The organism is Neorhizobium huautlense (assembly GCF_030811685.1).
Taxonomy (GTDB): Bacteria; Pseudomonadota; Alphaproteobacteria; order Rhizobiales; family Rhizobiaceae; genus Neorhizobium; species Neorhizobium huautlense_A.
In genome coordinates this window covers 78,390-100,309 of record NZ_JAUSRF010000011.1, presented here as the reverse complement: position 1 = coordinate 100,309, position 21,920 = coordinate 78,390, and the positions used below count along the sequence as shown (strand labels likewise).

The window sequence follows — 21,920 nt, the reverse complement described above, 5'->3', positions numbered from 1 at the left end:
CGTGACACGGGTATGGTGGCGCAAAAAGCCGGCGCCATCAACACCGTTCCAACTAAAGAGGACTATTTTCTCGCGACTTTACAGTATGTTAGCAGCCATTTCCCACGAGTGCTAATTTTTGTGACCAACCCTCTTGAAATCGAAAAATCTCGAAAATAAATTTTCGCCCGCGAACGCTCAAAGAGGTTCGCACCCGCCGGACTGGGTCCGGTAGGGGATCTGCGTCATCTTTTTTGTCCAATGGAGGAAAACATGTCGTTCCGACCGCTTCATGATCGCATTCTCGTCCGCCGCGTCGAATCCCAGGAGAAGACCAAAGGCGGCATCATCATTCCCGATACCGCGAAAGAAAAGCCATCAGAGGGCGAAGTCGTCGCCGTCGGCACTGGCACGCGTAACGAGGCTGGCCAGATCCAGGCACTCGACGTCAAAGCTGGCGACCGTATCCTGTTCGGTAAATGGTCCGGTACCGAGATCAAGATCAATGGCGAAGACCTGTTGATCATGAAGGAAAGTGACGTACTGGGCATTATCGACGCTCAGGCTGCGCAGAAGATCGCCGCCTGAGGCGCTCTCCTTACAAATCAACCCATCAGTCAAAATAGCTGCCTATTGAGGAGTTAGACGAATGGCTGCCAAAGAAGTCAAATTCAACACCGATGCCCGCGAGCGCATGCTGCGTGGGGTCGACGTGCTTGCTAATGCGGTAAAGGTCACGCTCGGCCCGAAGGGTCGTAACGTCGTCATCGACAAGTCCTTCGGCGCGCCGCGCATTACCAAGGACGGCGTTTCGGTCGCCAAGGAAATCGAACTGGAAGACAAGTTCGAGAACATGGGCGCGCAGATGCTGCGCGAGGTGGCGTCGAAGACCAATGACCTCGCCGGCGACGGCACCACCACTGCCACGGTTCTCGCTCAGGCGATCGTCAAGGAAGGCGCCAAGGCTGTAGCCTCTGGTCTCAACCCCATGGACCTGAAGCGAGGAATCGATATTGCCGTTGACGCTGTCGTCAAGGAACTGAAGACCAACGCCCGCAAGATCACCAGCAACTCGGAGATCGCACAGGTCGGCACCATCTCTGCGAACGGCGATGAAGAGATAGGCCGTTACCTCGCCGAGGCGATGGAGAAAGTCGGCAACGAAGGCGTCATCACCGTCGAGGAAGCCAAGACGGCAGACACGGAGCTCGAAGTCGTCGAAGGCATGCAGTTCGACCGCGGTTATCTGTCGCCCTACTTCGTCACCAATCAGGACAAGATGCGGGTCGAGCTCGAAGAGCCATATATACTCATCCATGAGAAGAAGCTCTCCAATCTCCAGGCTCTTCTGCCGGTGCTGGAAGCTGTGGTGAAGTCCGGCAAGCCACTGCTGATCATCGCCGAGGATGTCGAGGGCGAAGCGCTTGCTACCCTCGTCGTCAACAAGTTGCGTGGCGGCCTAAAGATCGCCGCCGTCAAGGCGCCTGGTTTCGGCGATCGCCGAAAGGCCATGCTCGAAGACATCGCCATCCTGACAGGCGGCACTGTCATCTCCGAAGACGTCGGCATCAAGCTTGAAAACGTCACGCTCAACATGCTCGGCCGTGCCAAGAAGGTCGCGATCGAAAAGGAGAACACCACCATCATCGATGGCGTCGGCTCCAAGGCCGAGATTGACGGCCGTGTCGCCCAGATCCGAGCGCAGATCGAGGATACCACCTCGGATTACGACCGCGAAAAGCTGCAGGAACGACTTGCCAAGCTTGCAGGCGGTGTCGCTGTCATCCGCGTTGGCGGCTCGACCGAAGTCGAGGTGAAGGAGAAGAGGGACCGCGTCGACGATGCTCTGCATGCAACGCGCGCAGCCGTCGAGGAAGGTATCCTGCCTGGCGGTGGTGTTGCACTCCTGCGTGCGGTTAAGGCTTTGGAGGGTCTGCCGACTGCCAACGATGATCAGCGGGTTGGTATCGATATCGTCCGCCGCGCAATCGAAGCGCCGGTTCGCCAGATCGCCGAAAATGCCGGCGCCGAGGGCTCTATTATCGTCGGAAAGCTCCGGGAAAAGACCGATCTGTCGTTCGGATGGAATGCGCAGACCGGCGAGTACGGTGATCTTTACGCTCAGGGCGTCATCGATCCGGCCAAAGTGGTTCGCACCGCTTTGCAGGATGCGGCCTCGGTCGCAGGTCTGTTGGTGACGACCGAAGCGATGATCGCAGAAAAGCCAAAGAAAGACCCAGGCCCTGCCCTGCCCGGTGGTCCGGGCATGGACTTCTAAACGATCAAAGACGGCCTGCTCCTTTCGGGGAGTGGGCCAGCTGGAGGAAGTCAATGAGTTCAAGGATAGTTTCTCGAGAGGATGTACGTCTGTGCGCGAGTGTGGTGAAGGAAATCGCTCAGGCCAAAGGCTTTGTCGGAGATCCAGTGGCAGTTAACGCGGTGACAGCGTGTGTGGCCAAGCTGTACAATCGCGGTACTCAAGAGTGTACGCAGCTGTACGCATCTGCCATGGAAGCTCTGGAACAGCCGGTCACACCGCCGCCGAAGCACATACTACCTGATGCACATGGTGGCAGCTCACCGGAGGATCTCAACGCTTCGGTGACATTTGAGCATTAATAGCTATAGCCCGCCGTCGAATTCGACGCACCGCCAAAGAGAGCTCCCGTGTTCAGTGTCCTGTTCATCGTTATCATGAGTTCGGCATTCATCGCTGCTATGGCTGCTGGCGCGGTGATTTCATTTCTCCTCGCTGTTGCCCTCTCGGTCACCGCCGCCCTTGGTGCGGGTTTCCTTCGCTGGCCCGAAGAACTAATTTGGACAGCCCAACTCGCAGCTCCAGTTCTGCTGATTATCGGGTTGTCTGTTTCAAGGTGGCTTGATCGTCTTTCTCGCCGCGGCGCATTCAATCAGCGCTCGTATGACGAAAGAAAATTCTGAACTTCATATGGTGGGGATCGCTTTCAAGCGGATTGCTACCGAACCTCTTTAGATTTCACCGCGGATGTGATCTCCGCATTCGTTTTCAGCTTCGCGCTTTGTAGCCGTTCTTTGTTCAGCCGGGCGCCTGAGGTCCCCTTGACTTGGCTGCTGCGTTACCGCGTTGGCTTCCTAGTCATCGCCGCAAGTGAAGCCGAATTCGGACTGGCTCACGCGCGTGTGCGAAAAGCGAGAGAGCCCTGTACTCCTTTCTGCGAAGAAAGAACGCCACAATCTGAAAATGACTGACGTTGCTCCCCTTACAGCCGCAGAAGGGCTTGACCTAGGAAAGTTTGTCCGGATTCGCTGGCCCTGTTTGCGTCGTTCCGGCTTCTGGTGATTGGTCGATCACAGAAGGCGACCCCCTTCGCGAAGCGGTCCATCCCAACGCCATATCCTCTCGGAATACTTCTGGAGAGCTTCACGACATGTTCCGCAGAGTAAATGCCTGGCAGTTCTGGCATCATTGCGGAGCAAATAGGGTAAACCACTAAAAAAATATACACCGCGAACAGTTTTGGAACCATTTATGTCTTCATGCGTTCCGCGCTTCCTGAATGGGGGGACGAATGACACAATCGATAACCGGTACAACGATGTTTTACGACAGCGTGGCCAAAAGTATGTTCATGGCCAATGGCGACAAGTTCGAGTATATGATCGGATCGTTCAAGACAAAAGCAGAAGGTTTTGAAGCGGGAAGTGCGAGATGCCGGCGCCTAGGCTGGCCCATTACAGGCGGTGAGCATGAGAATGCAGCAAAAGTTGCGTGAGGCGCTTCACGGCTATGGCGCAGCGATGACCGTCATTCTTGCCGGTCTTATGCTTGTTTGGTTTCTCCGGTAAAGCAGGGCAGCGCCGCTCGCCTCGATCAGTAGGATTTCAATGCTCCATGATGGTTCGATTATGAGATGGCACCTGCGCGAGTTCTGCAAACAATGAAAGCCATCTCTGTTGTTGAAGGGGAGATGGCGGAGCGCATCCGCACGTTTGACTGGAACGGATCTGGCATTGGTGCCTTTGGGTCATGGCCGAGCGAGTTGCACACAACTGTCGCCTTATGCCTGAGTACTGACATCCCCACCGCGATCTACTGGGGGCCTGAGTTTCGGCTGCTTTACAATGATGCCTGGGCTCCCATCGCAGGGGAAAAGCATCCTTGGGCGCTCGGGCGCGCTGCTTGCGAAGTTTGGTCAGACATCTGGCACGTGATCGAACCACAGCTTGCCTCTGTTATCGAACGGGGAAAGGGGTTCCGTGTCGCGGAACAAATGCTTCCAATGCTACGCGGTGGACGCATCCAGAATACACATTGGGATTATAGCTTCGCGCCGATCTTCGCAGCAGATGGGTCCGTCGTCGGGATCTTCAATCAGGGGACAGAGACCACAGCTCGACTGACGGCTGAACGCGCTTTGCGTGCAAGCGAAGAGCGGCTCGAATATGCGCTGGGCGCATCCGAGACTGTTGGAACCTGGGACTGGGACATCCCAAACGACAGAGTGGTCGCAGACTCTCGGTTTGCGAAGATATATGGCGTTGACCCGGCAGTGGCCGCTCGCGGCGCGCCGATCGCTGAGTTTTTCACGTCGGTTCATCCGGACGATGTCGCTCCTCTTCAGGATGCGATCTCAGACGCTCTGGGAACGGGCGCGCCTTTTTCGCATGAATACCGTCTGATGGACCCAAATGGATCGACCCGTTGGGTTGCGGCACAGGGTCGTGTAACCCGCGCGCCGGATGGAACACCCCTTCGGTTCCCGGGCGTTTCCTTCGATGTTACTGACAGGCGCCTCACCGAGACTGCATTGCGGGAAAGCGAAGAACGCTTTCGCGCAATCACAGACTCTATCGACCAGATGATCTGGTCCACGCGCCCTGGCGGCCATCACGATTATTATAACCAGCGCTGGTACGACTTCACGGGCGTACCGCAAGGATCGACCGATGGAGAAGCATGGAACGGCATGTTCCATCCTGACGATCAGGATCGCGCCTGGTCTACCTGGCGCCATTGCCTTGCCACGGGCGAACCGTATCATATCGAGTATCGCCTTCGCCACCGCAGTGGCGACTACCGATGGGTGCTCGGGCGCGCGCAGCCCGTCAAGAATGACGCCGGCGAGATCACCCGCTGGTTCGGCACCTGTACCGACATTCAAGAAATCGTCGACGCACGCGAGGTCCTGGCGAAATCGAGAGAAGAACTTGCACGCGAGATCGAGGAGCGGACGGCCAAGCTTGTCGAGGCTCAGGATCAGCTGCGCCAAGCCCAAAAAATGGAAGCGGTTGGGCAACTGACGGGCGGCATCGCCCATGACTTCAACAATATGCTTGCGGTGATCCTCGGCTCCGTCAACCTCCTCGAAAAGCGTCTTGCCCGCGGAGAAACAGATGTGGGCCGTTATATCGAAGCTGCAAAAGACGGGGCGAACCGTGCAGCGTCCCTGACACACCGCCTGCTGGCATTCTCGCGGCGGCAACCGCTCCAGCCAGAAGTCATAGATGCAAACCGAATGATCGCCGGCATGTCGGAAATGCTTACCCGCACCCTGGGTGAGCTCGTCTCGGTAGAGACCGTCCTTGCAGCGGGACTATGGAAGGTCCACGCCGATAACAGCCAGTTGGAGAATGCCATCCTAAACCTGGCTGTTAACGGCCGCGATGCGATGCCATCGGGAGGAAAGCTGACAGTCGAGACCGCCAACTCGTACTTATCCGACGAGTATGCGCACGATCATGCAGTTGCTGCTGGACAATATGTCATGATCGCGGTTTCCGACACGGGGACAGGCATGACCCCGGAGGTCATCGCGCGGGCTTTCGATCCATTCTTTACGACAAAGGAAGTCGGCAAAGGGTCTGGCCTCGGACTCAGCCAAATCTTCGGCTTCGTCCGTCAGTCAAATGGCCATGTGAAGATCTATTCCGAAGAGGGAGTGGGAACTGCGGTCAAGATTTACCTTCCGAGATACGACGGTGAGGGCAATTCATATGATAGTCCAGACAAGGTAAAGCCGGCAGGGCGGGGAAGCATCACCGAGATAGTTCTTGTCGTCGAAGACGATCAGCGTGTTCGCGCCTTCTCGACAGAAGCGTTGCGGGAGTTGGGATATACCGTGTTGGAAGCCAGTTCGGGCGCGGAGGCTATCGGCTTGATCCACGCCGGGCTTCGGCCCACACTACTGTTCACCGACGTCGTGATGCCGGGCATGACGGGTCGTGAACTGGCAGATACGGCCTCGAACCACATCCCAGGCCTGAAAATACTGTACACGACAGGATATACTCGCAACGCCGTGGTTCATAACGGCGTCCTTGATAAGGAAACTCATCTGCTCCAGAAGCCTTTCAGCCTGGACCAGCTCGCCGAAAAGATTCGAAAGGTTTTAGACTTCTGACGACCTTCCGAGATGCTCAGCGCTGGCGTGCCGCTGGCACATTCCGCAGCCTGCTGGTCGGGTAGGTGTCTGTCGCCTCATGTGAGGCTACGACGAAGTAGCCAATGCCGCGAGACCGACCACAAAGATTCCGATTGGTATCAAATGAGAAAATTCCCGGTGACGCACCACGGTTGCTGCCGCTACCGATATGATGACGGCACCGACAATCAAGCCTGCCATCTGAGTGGCAGGCAAGGCAACCAGCGCGGCAGTTGCAAGTTCGAGCAAACCAGTCAACAGGCACCACCATGGGGGATAGCCCCAACGAACAAAGCTTTGCCGTTGGGCTGCCGGGCCGATAGCATTGAACAGTCCGGCACCAGCGAAAGCGGCAACGACAAGCCAGGTAAAAATCGTATGCAGCATGAGCGCTTTCCCGAATTGTTCTTTAGCGTCGGAGTGGTGTTCAGCCCTTTTGAGCTATCAAAGCCCATTTTCGGAGATCGGATATCGCGGAGTTCGTGGACCTTCGATCGTGATCCACTGCAGCTCGGTGAACTCCTCAAACCCGATTGCGCCGCCCGATCGGCCGTAGCCGCTGTCTTTAACCCCGCCAAACGGTATCTGCGCCTCGTCATCGAGCGTTGCCCCGTTGATATGTGACATCCCGACGTTCAGCCGTTTCGCCAGGTCGAGGGCAAGGCCAACGTCCTGCGTGAATATTGCAGAGGACAGGCCGTAGTCGTTATCGTTGGCGATTTGGATTGCCTCTTTGATACCATCGACGATAACGATGGATGCCAGGGGCCCGAATGATTCTTCCTGATAGACACGCATGGCGGGCGTGACGCCACTCAGGACGGTTGGCTCAAAACATGGACCATCGGCCTTTCCTCCGGCAAGCAACTGCGCACCTGAGCCGACGGCATCCCCGACCAATTCTTCAAGCCGCCTGACCGCTGTCCCATTAATGACGGGACCAAGCACGGTCGCGCTATTGCGAGGGTCACCATAGACGATGGACTTCGCAACAGCGGCGAGACGTCGGCAGAACTCGTCTGCAATGGATTTATCGACGATGATCCGTTCGGTCGAAAGGCATCCCTGTCCCGAGTTGGCAAAAGAGCCGAAGGCCGCGGCACTCACGGCGCGGTCCAGATCGGCGTCGGCCAGAATGATGCACGGTGCCTTGCCGCCCAGTTCGAGCACAGTCCTTTTGAGGAAGGTTCCGGCCTTTTCCGCGATGATGCGGCCGATCCGCGTCGAACCGGTAAAATGAACGCGGCGCACGCTCGGATGTGCGATCAGGGCTTCGACGACATGGCCTCCGTTCTCGGGGGCATTGGTGATGAGGTTGACCACGCCCGCCGGGAAACCGGCATCGACAAAGCATTCCGCTACCAGTCCGTGCGTCCGGGGCGTCTGCTCCGATGCCTTGATGACGACTGTGTTGCCGAGAACAAGTGCGGCCGGCACCGACGCACCGACCAGCAGTGCCGAAGCATTCCAAGGCACGATACTGACAACGACACCTACCGGCTTACGGATGACAAGCATCGTCCGCGACGGATTTTCAGACGGGATCACCTCGCCAGTCAGACCATGGTAGCTACCGTCTGCCGCATACCTGAGCTTTTCCGCCAGCACCTTGACGTTGTATTTGCCCCAGGCTGCCGGTCCGCCCATCTCGGTCGTAATGGCTTCGATGATGTCGGACGCACGCGCCTCCACCGCATTGGCCGCATCCGACAGATACTGCCGACGTTTGCTCGGGGGCAACGAAGCCCAGCTACCGAAGGCGTCCTGCGCTGCGTCCACAGCGCGCTCGACGTCGATCGCTGTCGCAGCCGAGGCCTGCGTGGCTACGCCTCCAGTGAAAGGGTTCAGGGATTCGTAGGTCTTACCACTTTCGGATGGCACCCAGTGCTTTCCGATCAAGAGTTTCTGCTCGCCAATAGACATTGTCGATCCTTCGCTAACTGATCCGATGACGCTCAAGCTTTCTGAGCCGCTGCAAAACGCGTGGCGATTTCGGCCACGCGCACGCCGTAGAGCCGGGCTGTCTCAAGGTCGCCTTCCGACATTTCGTCGGGCGCCGCATCTGCGTCGCACTGTGCCATCGGTGCGATATACGAGCCCATTCTATTCAAATCGTCCCGCTTGGATGCCTTAACGTTCGCAGGCTTCATGGCAAGGCTGACCCACACGCCGCCATGCTGGCCTGCCAGCAGGACGAAATATTGCAGGGTGTTGAGCTTGTCGCCGTTGATGCTAGCGCTGTTGGTGAAGCCGCCGAAGACCTTGTCCTTCCACTTTTCCTCAAACCACGGTTTGGAAGAGGCATCGGCAAACTTTTTAAATTGCCAGGAAGGGCCGCCCATGTAGGTTGGAGATCCGAAAATGATGGCATCCGCCTCATTGAGAGCCTCCCACTCGTCCTGCTGGATGTTGCCTTCGGCATCGATCGCGATCAGCGACGCAGAGGCGCCTTCAGCGACGATCTCAGCGAGACGTTTCGTGTGGCCAAAACCGGAGTGATAGACGACGGCGGTTTTGATGGTTGACTGGGTCATTGAAAGTCCCTGGCGCTTGGGCGTTCCATCGCTTCGACGGTCCATTGTTCGTGCCCATGCCAAAATTACTGTTTTGCCAATCGACGATAAATGACGCTACAACGAACAGATTGTTCTTCCTAATCGATCCAATCGGGATATGTTGAATGCAGAGCCTTGAGCCAATCCTTATCTTCATCCGGGTTGCCGAGATGGGAAGCTTCACCCGTGCGGCGGATAGCTTGGGCATACAGAAGGGGCGTGCATCGACAGCCGTTCGCAAGCTCGAAGAGGATCTAGGCGTTCGATTGCTGCACCGGACGACGCGCAGTGTGCAACTTACAGAAGACGGGCGAGCCTACCACCTGCGTGCTCGCGATCTTCTCGCCAACGTCGATGATCTTCAATCGATGTTTGCGAAGGATCGTGCAGCGCTTCGAGGTCGCCTGAGGGTCGATCTGCCGACGGAACTCGCGCGAACGACGATCATACCGGCCTTGCCGGAATTCATGGCTTCCTATCCAGAACTGGAACTGGAGATATCGAGCACGGATCGGCAAGTCGATCTTGTTCAGGAGGGCTTCGACTGTGTTCTTCGGCTTGGACCGATTGGCGATGAGAGTTTGATCGCCCGCAAGCTCGGTCGGCTGCGCATGGTGAATGCGGTAAGCCCAATCTACGTTGCACGCTATGGCATGCCACAAACTCTGGACGACTTACGGCTTCGATCGCACTGTACGATCCATTACAGCAGGACACTGGGGACCAAGCCCTACGGCTGGGAGTATCCGGACGGCGACGGGGATTTTGCGACACTCCCGCTTGCTGGCGCATTGCAAGTCAACAGTGTGCAGACTTACGAGGCGGCCGGTGTCGCAGGTATTGGATTGATCCAGGCAGCCTATTCAGGGATACGACAGCACCTTGAAAGCGGTGCATTGATTGAAATACTGCCTAATTTCCGTCCAGAGCCGTTGGACGTTTCGCTTGTAGTTGCTCATCGTCAAAACCTGTCCCGCCGTGTGCGAGCATTCATGGAATGGATCGAAGAGGTACTCGCGCCGTATCTGGAGTAACGTGGTGGTGGCTTAGTGCCGACCTCGTTGATAAACCCGCGATCATTCGGCTCAAGTGTTTCTATGTCGTTTGAGGTTGGCCCGGGAACAGCGTAGCTGCTTAGGCTTTTGGTGCTGCTGCAAGCTCGAATTCATCACTGGGGATATTGAGCCATATCGAAAACAAGACCCGGCGATTTGGTGGATACCTAGTAGGGGCGTCCAGCGTTTGTTCGAGGCCGCGGAAGGCCGGAACATCAGTTGTTCTTCGAAAAGCGAGAGCGGGGGTATTAATCGCCTTCGCCTTCGCCTTCACCTTGATAGGATCTGAACCGTCGACCTGTTTATTTGCGTGCTAAAAAATTTAGGCAGGTCAATGCGTTGTTCCTTTGATTCAGCCGAAGTATCTAGCTCAAGCAGACTGTGCGAAGAAACTGACGCAGCACGATGATTGTTGAGAAGGATTGCCCTCTGAATTTTGGTGTCGCGGCAAGCGTACGGTAAGCACAGCTCGCCGCACGGTTGAGCAGTGGTCGTCGCTCGGACGCATGGCACCCTTCTAGAACCGCCCACTGATTCCCACTCTTGCACCAGCCGATTGCTCGCCATCGCCTTCGATGTTGAACAGCAAGCCGAAATCGACATCGAACTCCTGGCTCGTCTGCATCGACAATCCGGCGGACACCTGCGCGAATGCACCGGCGCCATCCATCCCAGAGAAGCCAGCTGTGGCGCCGATCTTCGGTGTCAACACGAGGTCGTTGTCCAGCGTGACCTGCCGCGATATTTCTGCACCAAGGCTGGCGCGTAATTGCTCGCTGGTGAAGCCGTCGAGATCAAGGATATCACCCGCGCCGTTCGTAACGGAATAATCGTCAACCGTTTCCGACATGTAGACCGCACGAAGCTTGGGCGTGAGCACCGTGACCTCATCAAGGTTCCACTGCCCCTTGACGGAGGTGTCGAACAGCCAGCGACTGGTATCGAATGTGCCGTCCCAGAACCGGGTATCGATATCGTTGGCAGAGCCGCCGTAAAGCAGACTCGTATCCCAGAAGACATTCTTGCCAATTTCGAATGAAGCGTAGGGGCCGGCGAGCCAGCCGTTGCCGGTCAGGGTCGTATCCTCATTGGTTGGATCCGTCATCCGGTCGTAGTGGAAAGAGACTCCTAGCAGCGCCTTATCGGAAAGCAGGTAATCCGCCCCGGCGGAAACCATTGCAAAGTTACCCCACTTGTTTCCGTTTTCCTCGCGGTTATGGGCGAAGAAGGTTCCATCGATCCAGATGTTGAACGAAGAGAAGTATCCCCCTGCCCCACCATCGACGGCATCTCTTGCAGACTCCAACTGTGCAAGGCTGGTAGAGAAGCCGAGTGTCATACCCTCTGCAGATGGCATCATGCGGGCCGTGACCGGATCGGTTGCTGTTGCCATACGGCGTCGTTCCATCAGGCCGGGAACCTTGATGGACGAGGCTATCATGTTTTGCCGTGTCTGCACGAAACCACGCACCAGATTGTCGATATCCTCGGCGACCTGAGTTGGGCTAAAGCCAATATTGTAGGTGACCGTGCCAGTATTTGAGACTCCGAGCGCGCTGGTGAGACGGAAGCCGATGCGGACCTGACCCGCATATGCAGGGTTGGGAATGAACTTCAGGTACCAGCCGGTCGGCGTTGGGCCACCTGCTTGGGCAAACTCGCCATTGACGATACTGACCGTGCCAGCGTTTGCTGGCTCCACAAACGTCAGATCGCCTGAAACAAAGGGCCCCCCTGTCGCCCCTCCCGCCAGATTGACGTTTGCAGGTGAAGAGCCAGCTGGAACCGATACGACCTTGTCATCGACGGTGACGGCACGAGGCGCAACTTTCAAGGTATAGCTAGCCGTGCCTATATCACCGTTGTTGTCGCGCGCCTGGATGGTAAAGCTGTAGTCTCCTTCGGATCCAGCGGCCAGCGGGCCAGTGAGTTCACCTGTCGAGACATTGAGAACCACGCCGTTCGGTAAACTTCCAGACGAGAGGCTGTAGATCAGCGGCGCTGCGCCGCCTGTGGCTGAGATGGCCTGACTATAGTCTTCGCCAGCCATCGCCTCCGTCAGCGCACCGCCGGAGGGGGAGAAGGTGAAGGAAACCGCCGGAGCAGCCGCGATCGCCAGTGTGTAATTCGCATCACCGGTATTGGCCGGAGTGCTGCTATCGTTGACCGTTACCACGACAGAGGAACTGCCAGCTGCCGTCGGAGTACCAGATATCGTACCGGTTGAGGCGTTGAGAGTAAGGCCCGCCGGCAGTCCGGTAGCGTCATAGGTGTAAGGTGCGGTCCCACCCGTTGCACTGACGGAGCCGGAATAGGCGGTTCCGACTGTTCCAGACGTCAAGGCACCAGATGCTGGCGAGACGGTGAGTGTTACAGCTTGCGACGTCACTGCGAGCGCATAGGCCGAACTGCCTGCTGCATTGTTGGCATCGGTTGCCGTCACGGTGAAGCTTGCGTTTCCAGCCGTCGTCAGTGTGCCGGAGATCACCCCTGTCGACATATCCAGCGTCAGGCCCGCAGGAAGCGATCCGGAACTTACGGCATAAGTGTAGGGCGAAGCGCCCCCGGAGGCTGCGACAGTCTGGCTGTAAGCCGTTCCGACCGTTGCGCCCGTCAGCGTGCCAGCCGCTGGCGAGAAGGCAAAGGTTGGGGCCGATACCGTGATGCTGACAGTTGCGGCCGTCGAGGTTCCGGCCGTGTTGGTCGCGGTATAAGTGAAACTGTCAGCTCCGGAGTAACCAGCCGTCGGCGTGTAGGTGATCGATGTTCCGGCGATGCACGCCGTGCCGTGGGCGGGGTTCGATGCGATGGCAACAGAGTTTGCAGCGCCACCGGTAATGTTGAGGGCAATCGGATTGGCCAACGAATTGGCCGCAACCGTCGCGCTGACATTGGTGGCAACAGGAAGCTGAACGGCCGCCGCCGGGGTCACCGAATTGGATGCAGCGGATGCGGCGCTTGAACCGACGCTGTTGGTAGCGACGACGGTGAAGGTATAGGCCGTGCCATTGGTCAGGCCGGTCACTGTGATCGGGCTCGCCGCACCGGTCGCGGTTGCGCCGCCGGGGCTGGCCGTGAAGGTATATCCGGTGATCGCGGCTCCGCCATTGGCGGACGGTGCGGTGAAGGACACAGTCGCCCCGCCATCGCCTGCCGTTGCTGCCCCGATCGTTGGAGCGCCGGGAACCACGGCTGCAATGGCGAGCGTATAGCTCGCACTGCCCGTTGCGCTGTTGGCATCGGTGGCCGCCACAGTGAAGGCGGCGTATCCACCTGTCGTCGGGGTGCCTGAGATCACCCCTGTTGAGGTATTCAGCGCCAGACCCGCAGGAAGCGATCCGGAGGTTACGGCATAGCTATAGGGTGATGTACCCCCCGAAACCGAAACGGCCTCGCTGTAAGCCGTTCCAACTGTCCCGGTTGTCAAAGCGCCCGAGCTCGGCGAGACTGTGAGTGGCACCGATATGGCAGCTATGGCCAGCGTATAACTTGCCGATGCTGCAGTGTTGTTTGCATCCGTTGCTGTGACAGCAAAGCTGTAGCTGCCAGCCGTCGTCGGCGTCCCGACGATGGCACCAGTCGCAGTGTTGAGCGTCACGCCCGCTGGAAGCGCACCTGAATTGACAGAGTAGGAATAGGGCAAGCTCCCACCTGAAACCGTAATGGTCTGAGAAAAGACCGTGCCGACGGTGCCTGAGTTTAGTGCTCCAGAAGGAGGCATCAGGCTCAGGTTCGCCGCCGTATAGCTATATCCGCTAGAAAGCGTTGCCGTTCCGTTAGCCGTGGTCACCACGACATCGACGGAGCCTGCAGCGTGCGCTGGGGTTGCCGCGGTGACCGAGGTGGCGCTGTTGACCGTATAACTGGTCGCAGCCGTCCCACCGAAGGTCACGCCTGTCGCACCGGTAAAGTTGGTCCCGGTGATCGTTACCAAAGTACCGCCGGCCGTCGTGCCAGCGTTGGGGTTCACAGATATCACACTTGGTGTGGATAGCTGGCCCGAGCAAACGATGGAGAAAGCGCTGAGGTAGGTCCGTGCGTTCAAAGCAATATAAAGCCCTGAGGTACTTAGAGAGTTGTTGGTGCCGGACTGCTGTCCTTGAGAGCCTGAATAACTTGAGTAGACATAAACTGCGGCAAGGTCGTAAGTCGAAAGTCGAATATTAGCAGAAGCAGTTTGATTAGTTTTGGGATCCGTCCCGTTATCAGTAAACGACACAGTGATCGTTTCGCCCGTGTCAAAGGCAGAAGCCGCAAATCGGCCGGTGTACGACGTCGTCCCACTCTGGTTATTCAAGGTGCTGCATGCGGCAGACAAAGCGTAGGCGGGCGAAAAGCCAGTCGCACCGACAGCTAACAATGCCACGACGAACGAAATGAGCATTTGAACCAGTGAAAGGCGGCTAAAACGCTGGTTGCTGTCGCATTGGTTCGAGCATTTCCACAATCCCGCACCTGTACTCATCGATTAGCCATTTCCCGCCCGAATCTATATGAGTGAATTAGCATAAAAAAATATCGAAAATCCAAATTATTGCTGGATTTGGATATCCGTTTGTCAGCTGAAAAACTTGGCTGATTATACCCGCATAAGATCCGGCTTACGGCATCTGGACGGATGGCCTGAAGCTACTTTTTCGGGGACCAAACTGTCCCGTGCCGACTTAGAGGCAGCGGGCACTCATTGGTGCCTTATTCAAGGTAGTTGTCGGTGGTGGTGCCGCAAGCACTTACTGCCGCGCTAAACGACACTAACGAATGGCACCATTATGCCGCATTGACAGCGCCGTCCTGCTGCAGCCGCTAAGCTATTCACTGCTACTGCAGGTCTTACGTCTTGATAGGATTCGAACTTCCGACCCTGTTATGCGAGAACTAACGCACGGAAGCTGCTTAGCGGAAAACGCCGGTACGCCGTATGGAGAACGACCGATCTGAGCCAGATTGCCGACCGCGCGTTCCCAGGGCACGTTGACAGAGAAACGGACATTAGGGTTCTTGCCGCCGGGGTCGGGACTGGACTCGAATCGGTCATTTTTGGCGGCCGTAAACAAAGGTCGCTACCGCAACAAGTTGGATCGCCGCCGCCAGTATAAAAACGCCAGGTTCGGAGATTGTCCTGACGATGCCGAACACGGCGGGTGCAAGGGCATACGTCGCTTGACTAAGAGCCACGATCAGCGGCACGACTCGTGAAACATCGGCCTTGTCAAATTCCACCTGTGCGATGAGAGGCGGGAGCGACGTAGCGTTGCCAATGCCCAGGCCGAAAAGGAGGACCCCGGCTATCATTGCAGCCGCATGGTCTCCACCTGCCAGCAGAAGCGTGACGGAGCCGATGACCTGGACGCCGTAACTTGCGGAAGCGATAAGACGGCGGTCCGCCGAAACCGGCATAAACCAGCCCATGCCAGTGCGCCCCGCAACTGCAGCAGCGGTTGCGCCACCCATCAGTACGCCCGCGCCTTGCGGACCAAAGAAAGGAACAACGATCGAAAACATATGTGCCAACAGTCCTATCTGCGCAAACAGTCCGGCGGCCATACCCGCTGAGAGCGTTATGAAGCGACGATCGCGCCACAGCAAACCGCGTGCCAGGGATGGAGCCGGCGAAGACGCTGCCATCGTCTGCACTTGGTTTGACTTCGCTCCGTCTGGAGACTGCCTCAAGGCTTCTGGCGATTTGGAAAACACCAGAGCAGACAGGACCGCGACTGTGGCGGTCATGGAAATCCCGACAATCATCGCAGCCTGTGAAAACCCGCTCCAAGCGATGAGAACGACCCACAAGGGCGAAAAAACTACGCCACCCACGCTCGCTCCATTGTATGCCATGGACAGTGCTGCCGGACGTTTGCGGACAAACCATGGAGCGATAATTGCATTCACCGCCGCAGCTCCCATGGCAACCCAACCTGCCCCACTCAGAAGAGCAGCTGCAAAAAGGTGCCAAGGATGGCTGGCCAGTGACCACCCGCCGACACCGATGGCAAGCACAACCGCTCCGGCAGACGTTGTCACTGGAACGCCCCAACGCCGATAAAGTCGAGGCAGGTTTGCGACGACGACCGCTCCAATGAGAAAATGCAGCGTGACAGCGGCGGATACGAGCGCGAAGGGCCATCCAGTCCGCTGAAGCACCATCTGCAAATAGATGGGCGGTCCGTAAAAACCGACCCCCCAGCCAAACATAGCGACGAGGAAAGTGGCAGCGACCACATGCCAGCCGAAAAATGATGAGGCTTTAGATGTCATGAAAGCGTTCCATTGGTCATTAGCCCTTATCGCAGGCTCAACGACCAGAAGCTTCGGTCATGATCGAAGTGTTGCCGTTGTTTCGCCATGGCGCGATGACGAAGACCCTTAACCGACATCCGAGGCTATGGTCTGGCGTGCCCTCTTCCAAAATTTGAGGCCGACCGACTCAGCCGCCGCTCATACCGCGAACGGGACAAACTCCCGTCGACACGAAGCCCGCTTTCAAGTTGCTCGCGGCGGTTCAGACCGCCTTGGCCGCCCAGAGCGTAAGATGCCTTCTCAGAGCTTGCCTGTTGGCAGCAATTGGGCTCTCTAGGAACTAACCGCTTTGCAGGGGATGTGCTGAGCAAGTCCGCTAGTCGTCATAAGGAGACACCGTTGCAGAGTCTTGAAAATGGACGGTGGCTCAATGAGCCCACAAAAGCAGAAGCTTCGAATACTGAACTTTCCGTAACGACCGACGCCAACACGGACTTTTGGCGAGAGACACACTATGGCTTTGTGCGCGACAGCGGCCACTTCTACGCATTCCAGGCCCAACGCGATTTCACCGCCCAGGTTCGGATCCAGGCACATTTCAAACATCTTTACGACCAAGCTGGCCTCATGGTCAGGCTCGACGAAAGACGGTGGGTCAAGACCGGGATCGAGTTCTCGGACGGATATGGCTTGCTCGGCAGTGTGCTAACCAATGAAACCTCCGACTGGGCAACGGGGCGATATGACGGCGACCCATCAGATTTTTGGATCAGGGTGACAGTCCAGAGCGGCGTTCTGAGAATACAAGCCTCATACGATGGGCAAGCTTGGCCATTGGTCCGCCTCTGCCCATTCCCAGAAGCGGATCATTACCTGGTTGGCCCAATGTGCTGCACTCCAGAGCGTGCAGGTTTGGAGGTGAGATTTAGTGAGTGGCGATTCGGGCGGGCTTTGGGTAAAGACCTCCACGATCTGACGTAGCCACCCGAGCGCTCTATACAGACGCCGAGCGTCTGATTCTGGTGCGAAGCCGACGAGACTTCGCCGAGAATGATGACCGCTCAGGAAAGGCAAACGACGGCGTGTACAGCTGGGGTCGAGGTGAAAAGCCACCGTTCAGCGTGAACTCCAGAGAAGTTTAAGCCATTTGCCCGGCGGGCGCCTTCGCTTTGATGGGAATCGAACTGGCGTTCTTCGGGATTGCCAAGCTAAGCCATTGAATTGAAAGGACCGCGCCGCTTCGACACTTGGAAGGACGTCGCATAGCCTTATGGATCTAGCAAATGGCAGCTTATCGTCACCAGCTATCTTCCGCTTCGCGCCAAAGGGAGACATCCCCGATGTACAGGCATTCAGGTTATGAGCCGCATGCCGCCATTATGTCCTCCAGGACGAAGCCTAGAAAAACTGGCAGTCGTGGCGCTGTGGAACACAGTTCACCATTAGTCGTAACTTAAAGTAGTTTGCTTTGGGAGTGCAAAGAGCGCGGCCAATAAGGAAGTCACCAGCCCGAGAGTGATCGCTGCAATTTCGTGAAGCGGTGGCAGGAACAGGCCGTTGAACATGAACGCCAATGCGCCGCCTGACAAAGATACGAGAAACAAATGCTTTGCGGATCGCCTTAATTGTAGCGTTGCATAGACGACAGACAGCATGAGAGCCGGTACCCCAAAAAAAATCAACGCACACAAGGAGACCCAGAGGGTCATCCCTACGTAGGCTGGAAGCCAATAGTACCACTCAACGGTTCCCGTGAACTCATGTAGGTCGAGTGAAAGTATGACTGCGCTGATAATTGGCGCAGGAATGATGGGGCATAGTGTGAAGCGAACAATAACTTTTATCGTCGGGTAATACATAGAATTTTCGTTGCTGAGGCTGTGAATTGAACTACACTGGGTTCGCCGGATATCTTTTAAGCTATGCGGGAAAGGTTGGTACGTCCAGCTTAGCGTATAGTGTTCCTCGGCCTCTTAGCGCCAATTGCGGACACGGAATATTGAGCGTAACCAAATATTTGTAGGGCCAAAAACGTGTGTCACACGTTAAAGTGCTGATATGACGCACAGCAGCTTGCTGGAAACCAGAAAATGACCAGAGAAGAAATCCTGAACTATTCTCAAGCCGTCTGCGACGGCCTGCGCGAAGCTCTAGCTTACGGGATAATTCGATCATCCCTCAATCGCTCGAACAGTTGAAAAGTGCATCATCCGTAGCCTAGTAGTCGAGGAAGCCAAGCTTACGGCTTTTCGACATATCCGTTACCACTTCGATCGGTCGTCCAAGATCTGCATCCGTATGCCAACGAGAAACAAGTTGCGCTAAGTCGATCTCGACAAAATTGTGACGACCTACAATTTTGCGCCATTTCTCGGCATCCGCTGCCATCTGATCTTGCAGCGAGCAGCTCATGGAAGCCATTAGCGGCGTCAAGAGTGCCGTTGACGGCACGACGCTTCGCATCGACCGCGTGGTTGAAGTGCAGCCTCGGAGAACCACGCAAGCAAATTAAAGTATCGGGTAGACAGCGATGTTTATAGCATTATACTTTAGACTTCATGCATATCCAGTCTGTGCCCGCCGCCTTGACCAGGTGGCGGGCTTTTTTCGTTTATCGCGTTGGAGGAAATGAGAGTGGAGCGATTTTGAGCACCGATGCACCTGCCGAAGACGTAAAGCATCCGCCGAAACGTAAGCCCCCAATCTGGCATTGGATCGTGGTGTTGATCCTCGTCATCGCCGGAATTGTGATTCATCGCGAACTATCGATGATGTTTGACGACCTTCAGAGAACAGGCCGGGACTTCATGCAGCTTTTCGAGTGGCTGCTGTCGTTGGTGGATGACTAAGCCGAAGCGAAACGGCGCTATTAAGCGCGCCCGGCTTCCAGATTTCGCGAGTAAGCGGGTGCTGGGTGTGTCAGTGCCTTGCCAATCCGTGGGACACACGTATTACGCGCTTCCCGGGGGGAGAGGCAAGTCTCTCCTGCGCACAGCAACCGATCCAGACTTAGCTGTGCTTTTCCCGTTAGAATTTGGTTAGCTATGCAGCTAGGCGTGGCGGCGGTATGGGAACGATGCGCGGGGAAGGAGGTTTCTAGGCCTCCGAATGTCGCAGTGAAAAAGCTCTCATGTATGATCTTGTTTCCCTGTTTCGCTCGCAGGGTTTTTCTTTCTGGCTGGCGTAACGCTTATGGTCCTCGGACTAACGCCTGGGTCCGCTGACGAGCCTACCCGCGTGGTGGACAAGAAGCCCGCCGAAGCGGTCTGAGTTGATGCGGAGGAAACCGCCGAGTTAGTCGCTAAAGGGGAGTGCGGAGATGGGCGGCTGGACTTAGAGGGGCCGCCATCCAGCGAAAGAAAGGCTCGAACCGAACTTCCCGGCGGCACTGATACTGTCGCCGCGCCCAGAAACTATCGTAAGGTGATTCGTTTTGCGACTGTAGATCCAGAGCCGATCTGTCCGATTTCGTGCATTCGACAATGATGGTGGGCCTATTCAGATTCTCTATTTCTCGGTCGATCATCGGAGCGCAGCCAGTCAACAATTTCTTTCATTATGACTCGCCGGCCAGCGGGTGAACGCATTATCTCCATGGATCTGCTCTCGACTTCAGCTTTGTCGCTCGCCGAGGACCATAAGCCGATTACGCGCCATAGATCGCGATAGCGGCCCGAGCCGTAAGGGCGTCTGGGATCTCTCGCTCATTGCATCGCGCTACCATCCAGGCGTTGTTTTAATGATTTGACTTGCGTGTGACCGAGAGATGCCATGTCTTGACGCGATTTCAGACACGTTATCACCGCGCAAGCTCGCAGCGGCTATCTCGTAATTCCGATCTGTGCTGATATCTGACGGAGTAACGTGGCTTTGCTGTGGGTGCAACGGCATCATGCAGACGGGCGAGCTTGCTCTGGCAACGGGGCGCGATCATCGTTTGCAACATCTTCAGGCGCAAAAAGCGGTGCCTCTGCAAGCTCCCGAAGCTCATCGGCCAGTTTCATCAGCACGCGGGCGATGAGCCCCTGCTCGGCGAGCTTGTTATCCTGATCGGTCATAGTGTGACGGTGACGGATTCGCTGGCCTGTTTCTACCTCAACGGCTGGCCTGTTTCTACCTCAACGGGCGACCGCAACTGTTCAGACTTCACGGGCAACCACCGCCGTCCAGTCCTGCGACACCCAGTTTCGCCTTTTCTCGCGCAACCATGCAGAAACCTCTACCTAAAAGCTGATGGCGAAATTCGCCGGAGAGACACGGATTGGTGAGAGTTGTTTTGAGCAGTTAGACTTCTTCATTTTCGCCGCTCGTCTCGCTGCGGCGGATGTCCTGGCTTGCCGAATCCTCAGTTTGCGCGCTGGCAATTGCTCTTGCCAGTTTCGCCGCGTCGTAGGGTTTGGACACGACGATCGCACCCTGCTCTCCACGAACTGCCGAGGGATCACCAGTGGCGTAGACGATCAACGTTGCAGGTCTTAGAGCCCGAGCCTCGGCAGCCAGCTCCGCCCCCGAAGTACCTGGGAGGTAGTGTGCCTGGCATGACAACGTCCGTGAACAGACCGCTGCAACCGTGGCAATAAAAGTTGGTGTCATGGCGGCAGCCTCTAGAAGTTAAGGGGTCAACTGCGACCTCGTATACGTACAACTATGATTTTTTTAAACAAATAACAGGGTGTGTAGTATTGATTTTATTTTTTCAGAAAATGAAACTAGGTCTTCAACGTAAAGAATCTGCGGCGTGACAATTTATTCGATGGATGGTTCGCGTGCATAATGTGCAACTATATTCTCCAATCTGACACTATTCGATTCAATTTAAGAAATGGCCTTGCAATTACGAAATCGCGCACGACTTATATACGTAGTGACAGCTTGTCTCTAGGGCGCTGTTACCAAGGGTGCAAAACCTTGCCCCAACAAAGGAGGACGGCATGTCTTCCAACCCAGCCACCGCCGCACTTAGCAACGCCAATTTCACCCTTATCAGAGAAGTCTTGAGAGGTGCTGGACTTCGGGGCGTCCATTCCCTCGCAAGCTCAGATGTGAAACGTAAGGCGTCGATCTTCCTTACTGCCGAGTTCCACCGCGGCTCCCGGACAAAAAGCGCCCTCTCCCAAGCTATCTCTCGTCGAGGGGAGCAGGTTTCCATTGTCCGGCCTTCGAAAGAACAAGCGATAGACCGTTGGACTGATGAGGGTGGCCAGTAATGGGTATTTCGTTTCCGAATCTAGCCCGCAGCTTTGACGGCAAAAGCCGCTGTGTACGTTTCACCGGCTATGACGGGATGCTCGAAATAAAGTTCTACTTGGCAACCGAAGTTCTAGCCTCCGAGAAATCTCATCGGAATGCGAGCGAGGGTGAATATCTTACATCTTTTGATGCCCTTCGGCCAAGAATTCTGAAAGCTGCAACCTCTGCCTATTCCGTCAATCGAAGCAGCACCATCATGCTGGACCTTACGCATTTTCGTTGATGATACCGTGATCCTGAAAGGATATGGCCGTGCATCACCCACCCAAGTCGGACCCACTGGTCCACTCAAGTCCACCCAAAACAGTACTTGTCAGCGAATTTGCAAAAAGGTTTCGCTTGGATCATGCCGAAGAAAACCGGCTGCGCAAGCTTCTGGGTCCGATCGCCAAGGAAATAGACCTTCTCAGAAATGCCGGCAAATAGCTGGCGCAATCACCGGA

General features: G+C 56.3%; 18 protein-coding genes and 1 pseudogene. 9 read left to right on the top strand and 10 right to left on the bottom strand.

Features of this window, described 5'->3' with window-relative positions:
- Positions 1-252: 252 nt before the first annotated feature.
- The 5 genes from groES to J2T09_RS16985 all read left to right on the top strand — a co-directional run bounded on the left by groES (position 253) and on the right by J2T09_RS16985 (position 6,359).
- Entirely contained in the window at positions 253-567 is a 315-nt protein-coding gene (gene groES / locus J2T09_RS17005) for a co-chaperone GroES (protein WP_306836798.1), read from the top strand.
- Between the two features lie 61 nt (positions 568-628).
- The gene (groL, locus tag J2T09_RS17000) at positions 629-2,257 is read left to right on the top strand and encodes a chaperonin GroEL (RefSeq protein WP_306836796.1); all 1,629 of its coding nucleotides are present in this window, start codon (positions 629-631) and stop codon (positions 2,255-2,257) included.
- Positions 2,258-2,646: 389 nt separating this feature from the next.
- Positions 2,647-2,919, top strand: a complete 273-nt coding sequence (locus tag J2T09_RS16995; protein ID WP_306836794.1) for a hypothetical protein — start codon at positions 2,647-2,649, stop codon at positions 2,917-2,919.
- 608 nt (positions 2,920-3,527) lie between these two features.
- On the top strand, positions 3,528-3,731 hold the full coding sequence (locus J2T09_RS16990) for a hypothetical protein (RefSeq protein WP_153352949.1): 204 nt from the start codon (positions 3,528-3,530) through the stop codon (positions 3,729-3,731).
- A 165-nt stretch (positions 3,732-3,896) separates the two neighbouring features.
- Positions 3,897-6,359 carry a PAS domain-containing protein gene (locus J2T09_RS16985; RefSeq protein WP_306836791.1) on the top strand — a complete coding sequence of 821 codons (2,463 nt, stop codon included), beginning with the start codon at positions 3,897-3,899 and terminating at the stop codon, positions 6,357-6,359.
- A gap of 87 nt (positions 6,360-6,446) precedes the next feature.
- Here J2T09_RS16985 and J2T09_RS16980 read toward each other — a convergent pair whose 3' ends face one another.
- The 3 genes from J2T09_RS16980 to J2T09_RS16970 are packed head-to-tail and all read right to left on the bottom strand — an operon-like array spanning position 6,447 to position 8,914.
- Entirely contained in the window at positions 6,447-6,767 is a 321-nt protein-coding gene (locus tag J2T09_RS16980; RefSeq protein ID WP_153352950.1) for a DoxX family protein, read from the bottom strand.
- Between the two features lie 57 nt (positions 6,768-6,824).
- A complete protein-coding gene (locus J2T09_RS16975) occupies positions 6,825-8,303 on the bottom strand; it encodes an aldehyde dehydrogenase (protein ID WP_306836787.1) in 1,479 nt (492 codons plus the stop codon).
- A gap of 32 nt (positions 8,304-8,335) precedes the next feature.
- Positions 8,336-8,914: a flavodoxin family protein gene (locus tag J2T09_RS16970; RefSeq protein ID WP_306836985.1), complete on the bottom strand. Its 579-nt coding sequence runs from the start codon at positions 8,912-8,914 to the stop codon at positions 8,336-8,338.
- A gap of 146 nt (positions 8,915-9,060) precedes the next feature.
- Here J2T09_RS16970 and J2T09_RS16965 point away from each other — a divergent pair, with 146 nt between their 5' ends.
- Entirely contained in the window at positions 9,061-9,969 is a 909-nt protein-coding gene (locus tag J2T09_RS16965) for a LysR family transcriptional regulator (protein ID WP_306836785.1), read from the top strand.
- A gap of 538 nt (positions 9,970-10,507) precedes the next feature.
- Here the strand turns inward: J2T09_RS16965 and J2T09_RS16960 are convergent.
- Both J2T09_RS16960 and J2T09_RS16955 read right to left on the bottom strand, forming a co-directional pair.
- A complete protein-coding gene (locus J2T09_RS16960) occupies positions 10,508-14,455 on the bottom strand; it encodes a putative Ig domain-containing protein (protein ID WP_306836784.1) in 3,948 nt (1,315 codons plus the stop codon).
- A 566-nt stretch (positions 14,456-15,021) separates the two neighbouring features.
- Complete coding sequence (locus tag J2T09_RS16955; RefSeq protein WP_306836782.1) at positions 15,022-16,245, bottom strand: MFS transporter; 1,224 nt, start codon at positions 16,243-16,245, stop codon at positions 15,022-15,024.
- A 381-nt stretch (positions 16,246-16,626) separates the two neighbouring features.
- Here J2T09_RS16955 and J2T09_RS16950 point away from each other — a divergent pair, with 381 nt between their 5' ends.
- Positions 16,627-17,208 carry a DUF1349 domain-containing protein gene (locus J2T09_RS16950; protein ID WP_132278957.1) on the top strand — a complete coding sequence of 194 codons (582 nt, stop codon included), beginning with the start codon at positions 16,627-16,629 and terminating at the stop codon, positions 17,206-17,208.
- Positions 17,209-17,669: 461 nt separating this feature from the next.
- On the opposite strand, the gene J2T09_RS16945 is transcribed toward J2T09_RS16950, so the two are convergent.
- Together J2T09_RS16945 and J2T09_RS16940 are read right to left on the bottom strand one after the other, a co-directional pair.
- Positions 17,670-18,086 (bottom strand): hypothetical protein, encoded by a 417-nt coding sequence (locus J2T09_RS16945; RefSeq protein ID WP_306836779.1) that lies wholly within the window; start codon positions 18,084-18,086, stop codon positions 17,670-17,672.
- A gap of 296 nt (positions 18,087-18,382) precedes the next feature.
- Positions 18,383-18,627 (bottom strand): annotated as a pseudogene (locus tag J2T09_RS16940) (NAD-dependent dehydratase); the annotation flags it as partial.
- A gap of 245 nt (positions 18,628-18,872) precedes the next feature.
- On the opposite strand from J2T09_RS16940, the gene J2T09_RS16935 reads away from it, so the two are divergent.
- Positions 18,873-19,076 carry a hypothetical protein gene (locus tag J2T09_RS16935; RefSeq protein WP_153353620.1) on the top strand — a complete coding sequence of 68 codons (204 nt, stop codon included), beginning with the start codon at positions 18,873-18,875 and terminating at the stop codon, positions 19,074-19,076.
- Between the two features lie 868 nt (positions 19,077-19,944).
- On the opposite strand, the gene J2T09_RS27610 is transcribed toward J2T09_RS16935, so the two are convergent.
- The 3 genes from J2T09_RS27610 to J2T09_RS16925 all read right to left on the bottom strand — a co-directional run bounded on the left by J2T09_RS27610 (position 19,945) and on the right by J2T09_RS16925 (position 20,691).
- Positions 19,945-20,118, bottom strand: coding sequence for a helix-turn-helix domain-containing protein (locus J2T09_RS27610; RefSeq protein WP_373458504.1), 174 nt, complete (start codon positions 20,116-20,118; stop codon positions 19,945-19,947).
- The gene (locus J2T09_RS16930; protein ID WP_306836776.1) at positions 20,118-20,285 is read right to left on the bottom strand and encodes a hypothetical protein; all 168 of its coding nucleotides are present in this window, start codon (positions 20,283-20,285) and stop codon (positions 20,118-20,120) included. The genes J2T09_RS27610 and J2T09_RS16930 overlap by 1 nt, the downstream gene beginning before the upstream one ends.
- Before the next feature lie 226 nt (positions 20,286-20,511).
- A complete protein-coding gene (locus J2T09_RS16925) occupies positions 20,512-20,691 on the bottom strand; it encodes a hypothetical protein (protein WP_153353621.1) in 180 nt (59 codons plus the stop codon).
- Between the two features lie 742 nt (positions 20,692-21,433).
- Here J2T09_RS16925 and J2T09_RS16920 point away from each other — a divergent pair.
- On the top strand, positions 21,434-21,700 hold the full coding sequence (locus J2T09_RS16920) for a DUF1488 family protein (protein WP_153353622.1): 267 nt from the start codon (positions 21,434-21,436) through the stop codon (positions 21,698-21,700).
- Positions 21,701-21,920: the final 220 nt, after the last annotated feature.

Bases quoted from the DNA above. Each gene is read 5' to 3' on its own strand.
- J2T09_RS16975 (WP_306836787.1), bottom strand. From the start codon at position 8,303: ATGTCTATTGGCGAGCAGAAACTCTTGATCGGAAAGCACTGGGTGCCA.
- J2T09_RS16980 (WP_153352950.1), bottom strand. From the start codon at position 6,767: ATGCTGCATACGATTTTTACCTGGCTTGTCGTTGCCGCTTTCGCTGGT.
- J2T09_RS16930 (WP_306836776.1), bottom strand. From the start codon at position 20,285: ATGACCGATCAGGATAACAAGCTCGCCGAGCAGGGGCTCATCGCCCGC.
- J2T09_RS16970 (WP_306836985.1), bottom strand. From the start codon at position 8,914: ATGACCCAGTCAACCATCAAAACCGCCGTCGTCTATCACTCCGGTTTT.
- J2T09_RS16965 (WP_306836785.1), top strand. From the start codon at position 9,061: ATGCAGAGCCTTGAGCCAATCCTTATCTTCATCCGGGTTGCCGAGATG.
- J2T09_RS16945 (WP_306836779.1), bottom strand. From the start codon at position 18,086: ATGTATTACCCGACGATAAAAGTTATTGTTCGCTTCACACTATGCCCC.
- groES (WP_306836798.1), top strand. From the start codon at position 253: ATGTCGTTCCGACCGCTTCATGATCGCATTCTCGTCCGCCGCGTCGAA.
- J2T09_RS16985 (WP_306836791.1), top strand. From the start codon at position 3,897: ATGAAAGCCATCTCTGTTGTTGAAGGGGAGATGGCGGAGCGCATCCGC.
- J2T09_RS27610 (WP_373458504.1), bottom strand. From the start codon at position 20,118: ATGCCGTTGCACCCACAGCAAAGCCACGTTACTCCGTCAGATATCAGC.
- groL (WP_306836796.1), top strand. From the start codon at position 629: ATGGCTGCCAAAGAAGTCAAATTCAACACCGATGCCCGCGAGCGCATG.
- J2T09_RS16955 (WP_306836782.1), bottom strand. From the start codon at position 16,245: ATGACATCTAAAGCCTCATCATTTTTCGGCTGGCATGTGGTCGCTGCC.
- J2T09_RS16990 (WP_153352949.1), top strand. From the start codon at position 3,528: ATGACACAATCGATAACCGGTACAACGATGTTTTACGACAGCGTGGCC.
- J2T09_RS16920 (WP_153353622.1), top strand. From the start codon at position 21,434: ATGGGTATTTCGTTTCCGAATCTAGCCCGCAGCTTTGACGGCAAAAGC.
- J2T09_RS16960 (WP_306836784.1), bottom strand. From the start codon at position 14,455: ATGAGTACAGGTGCGGGATTGTGGAAATGCTCGAACCAATGCGACAGC.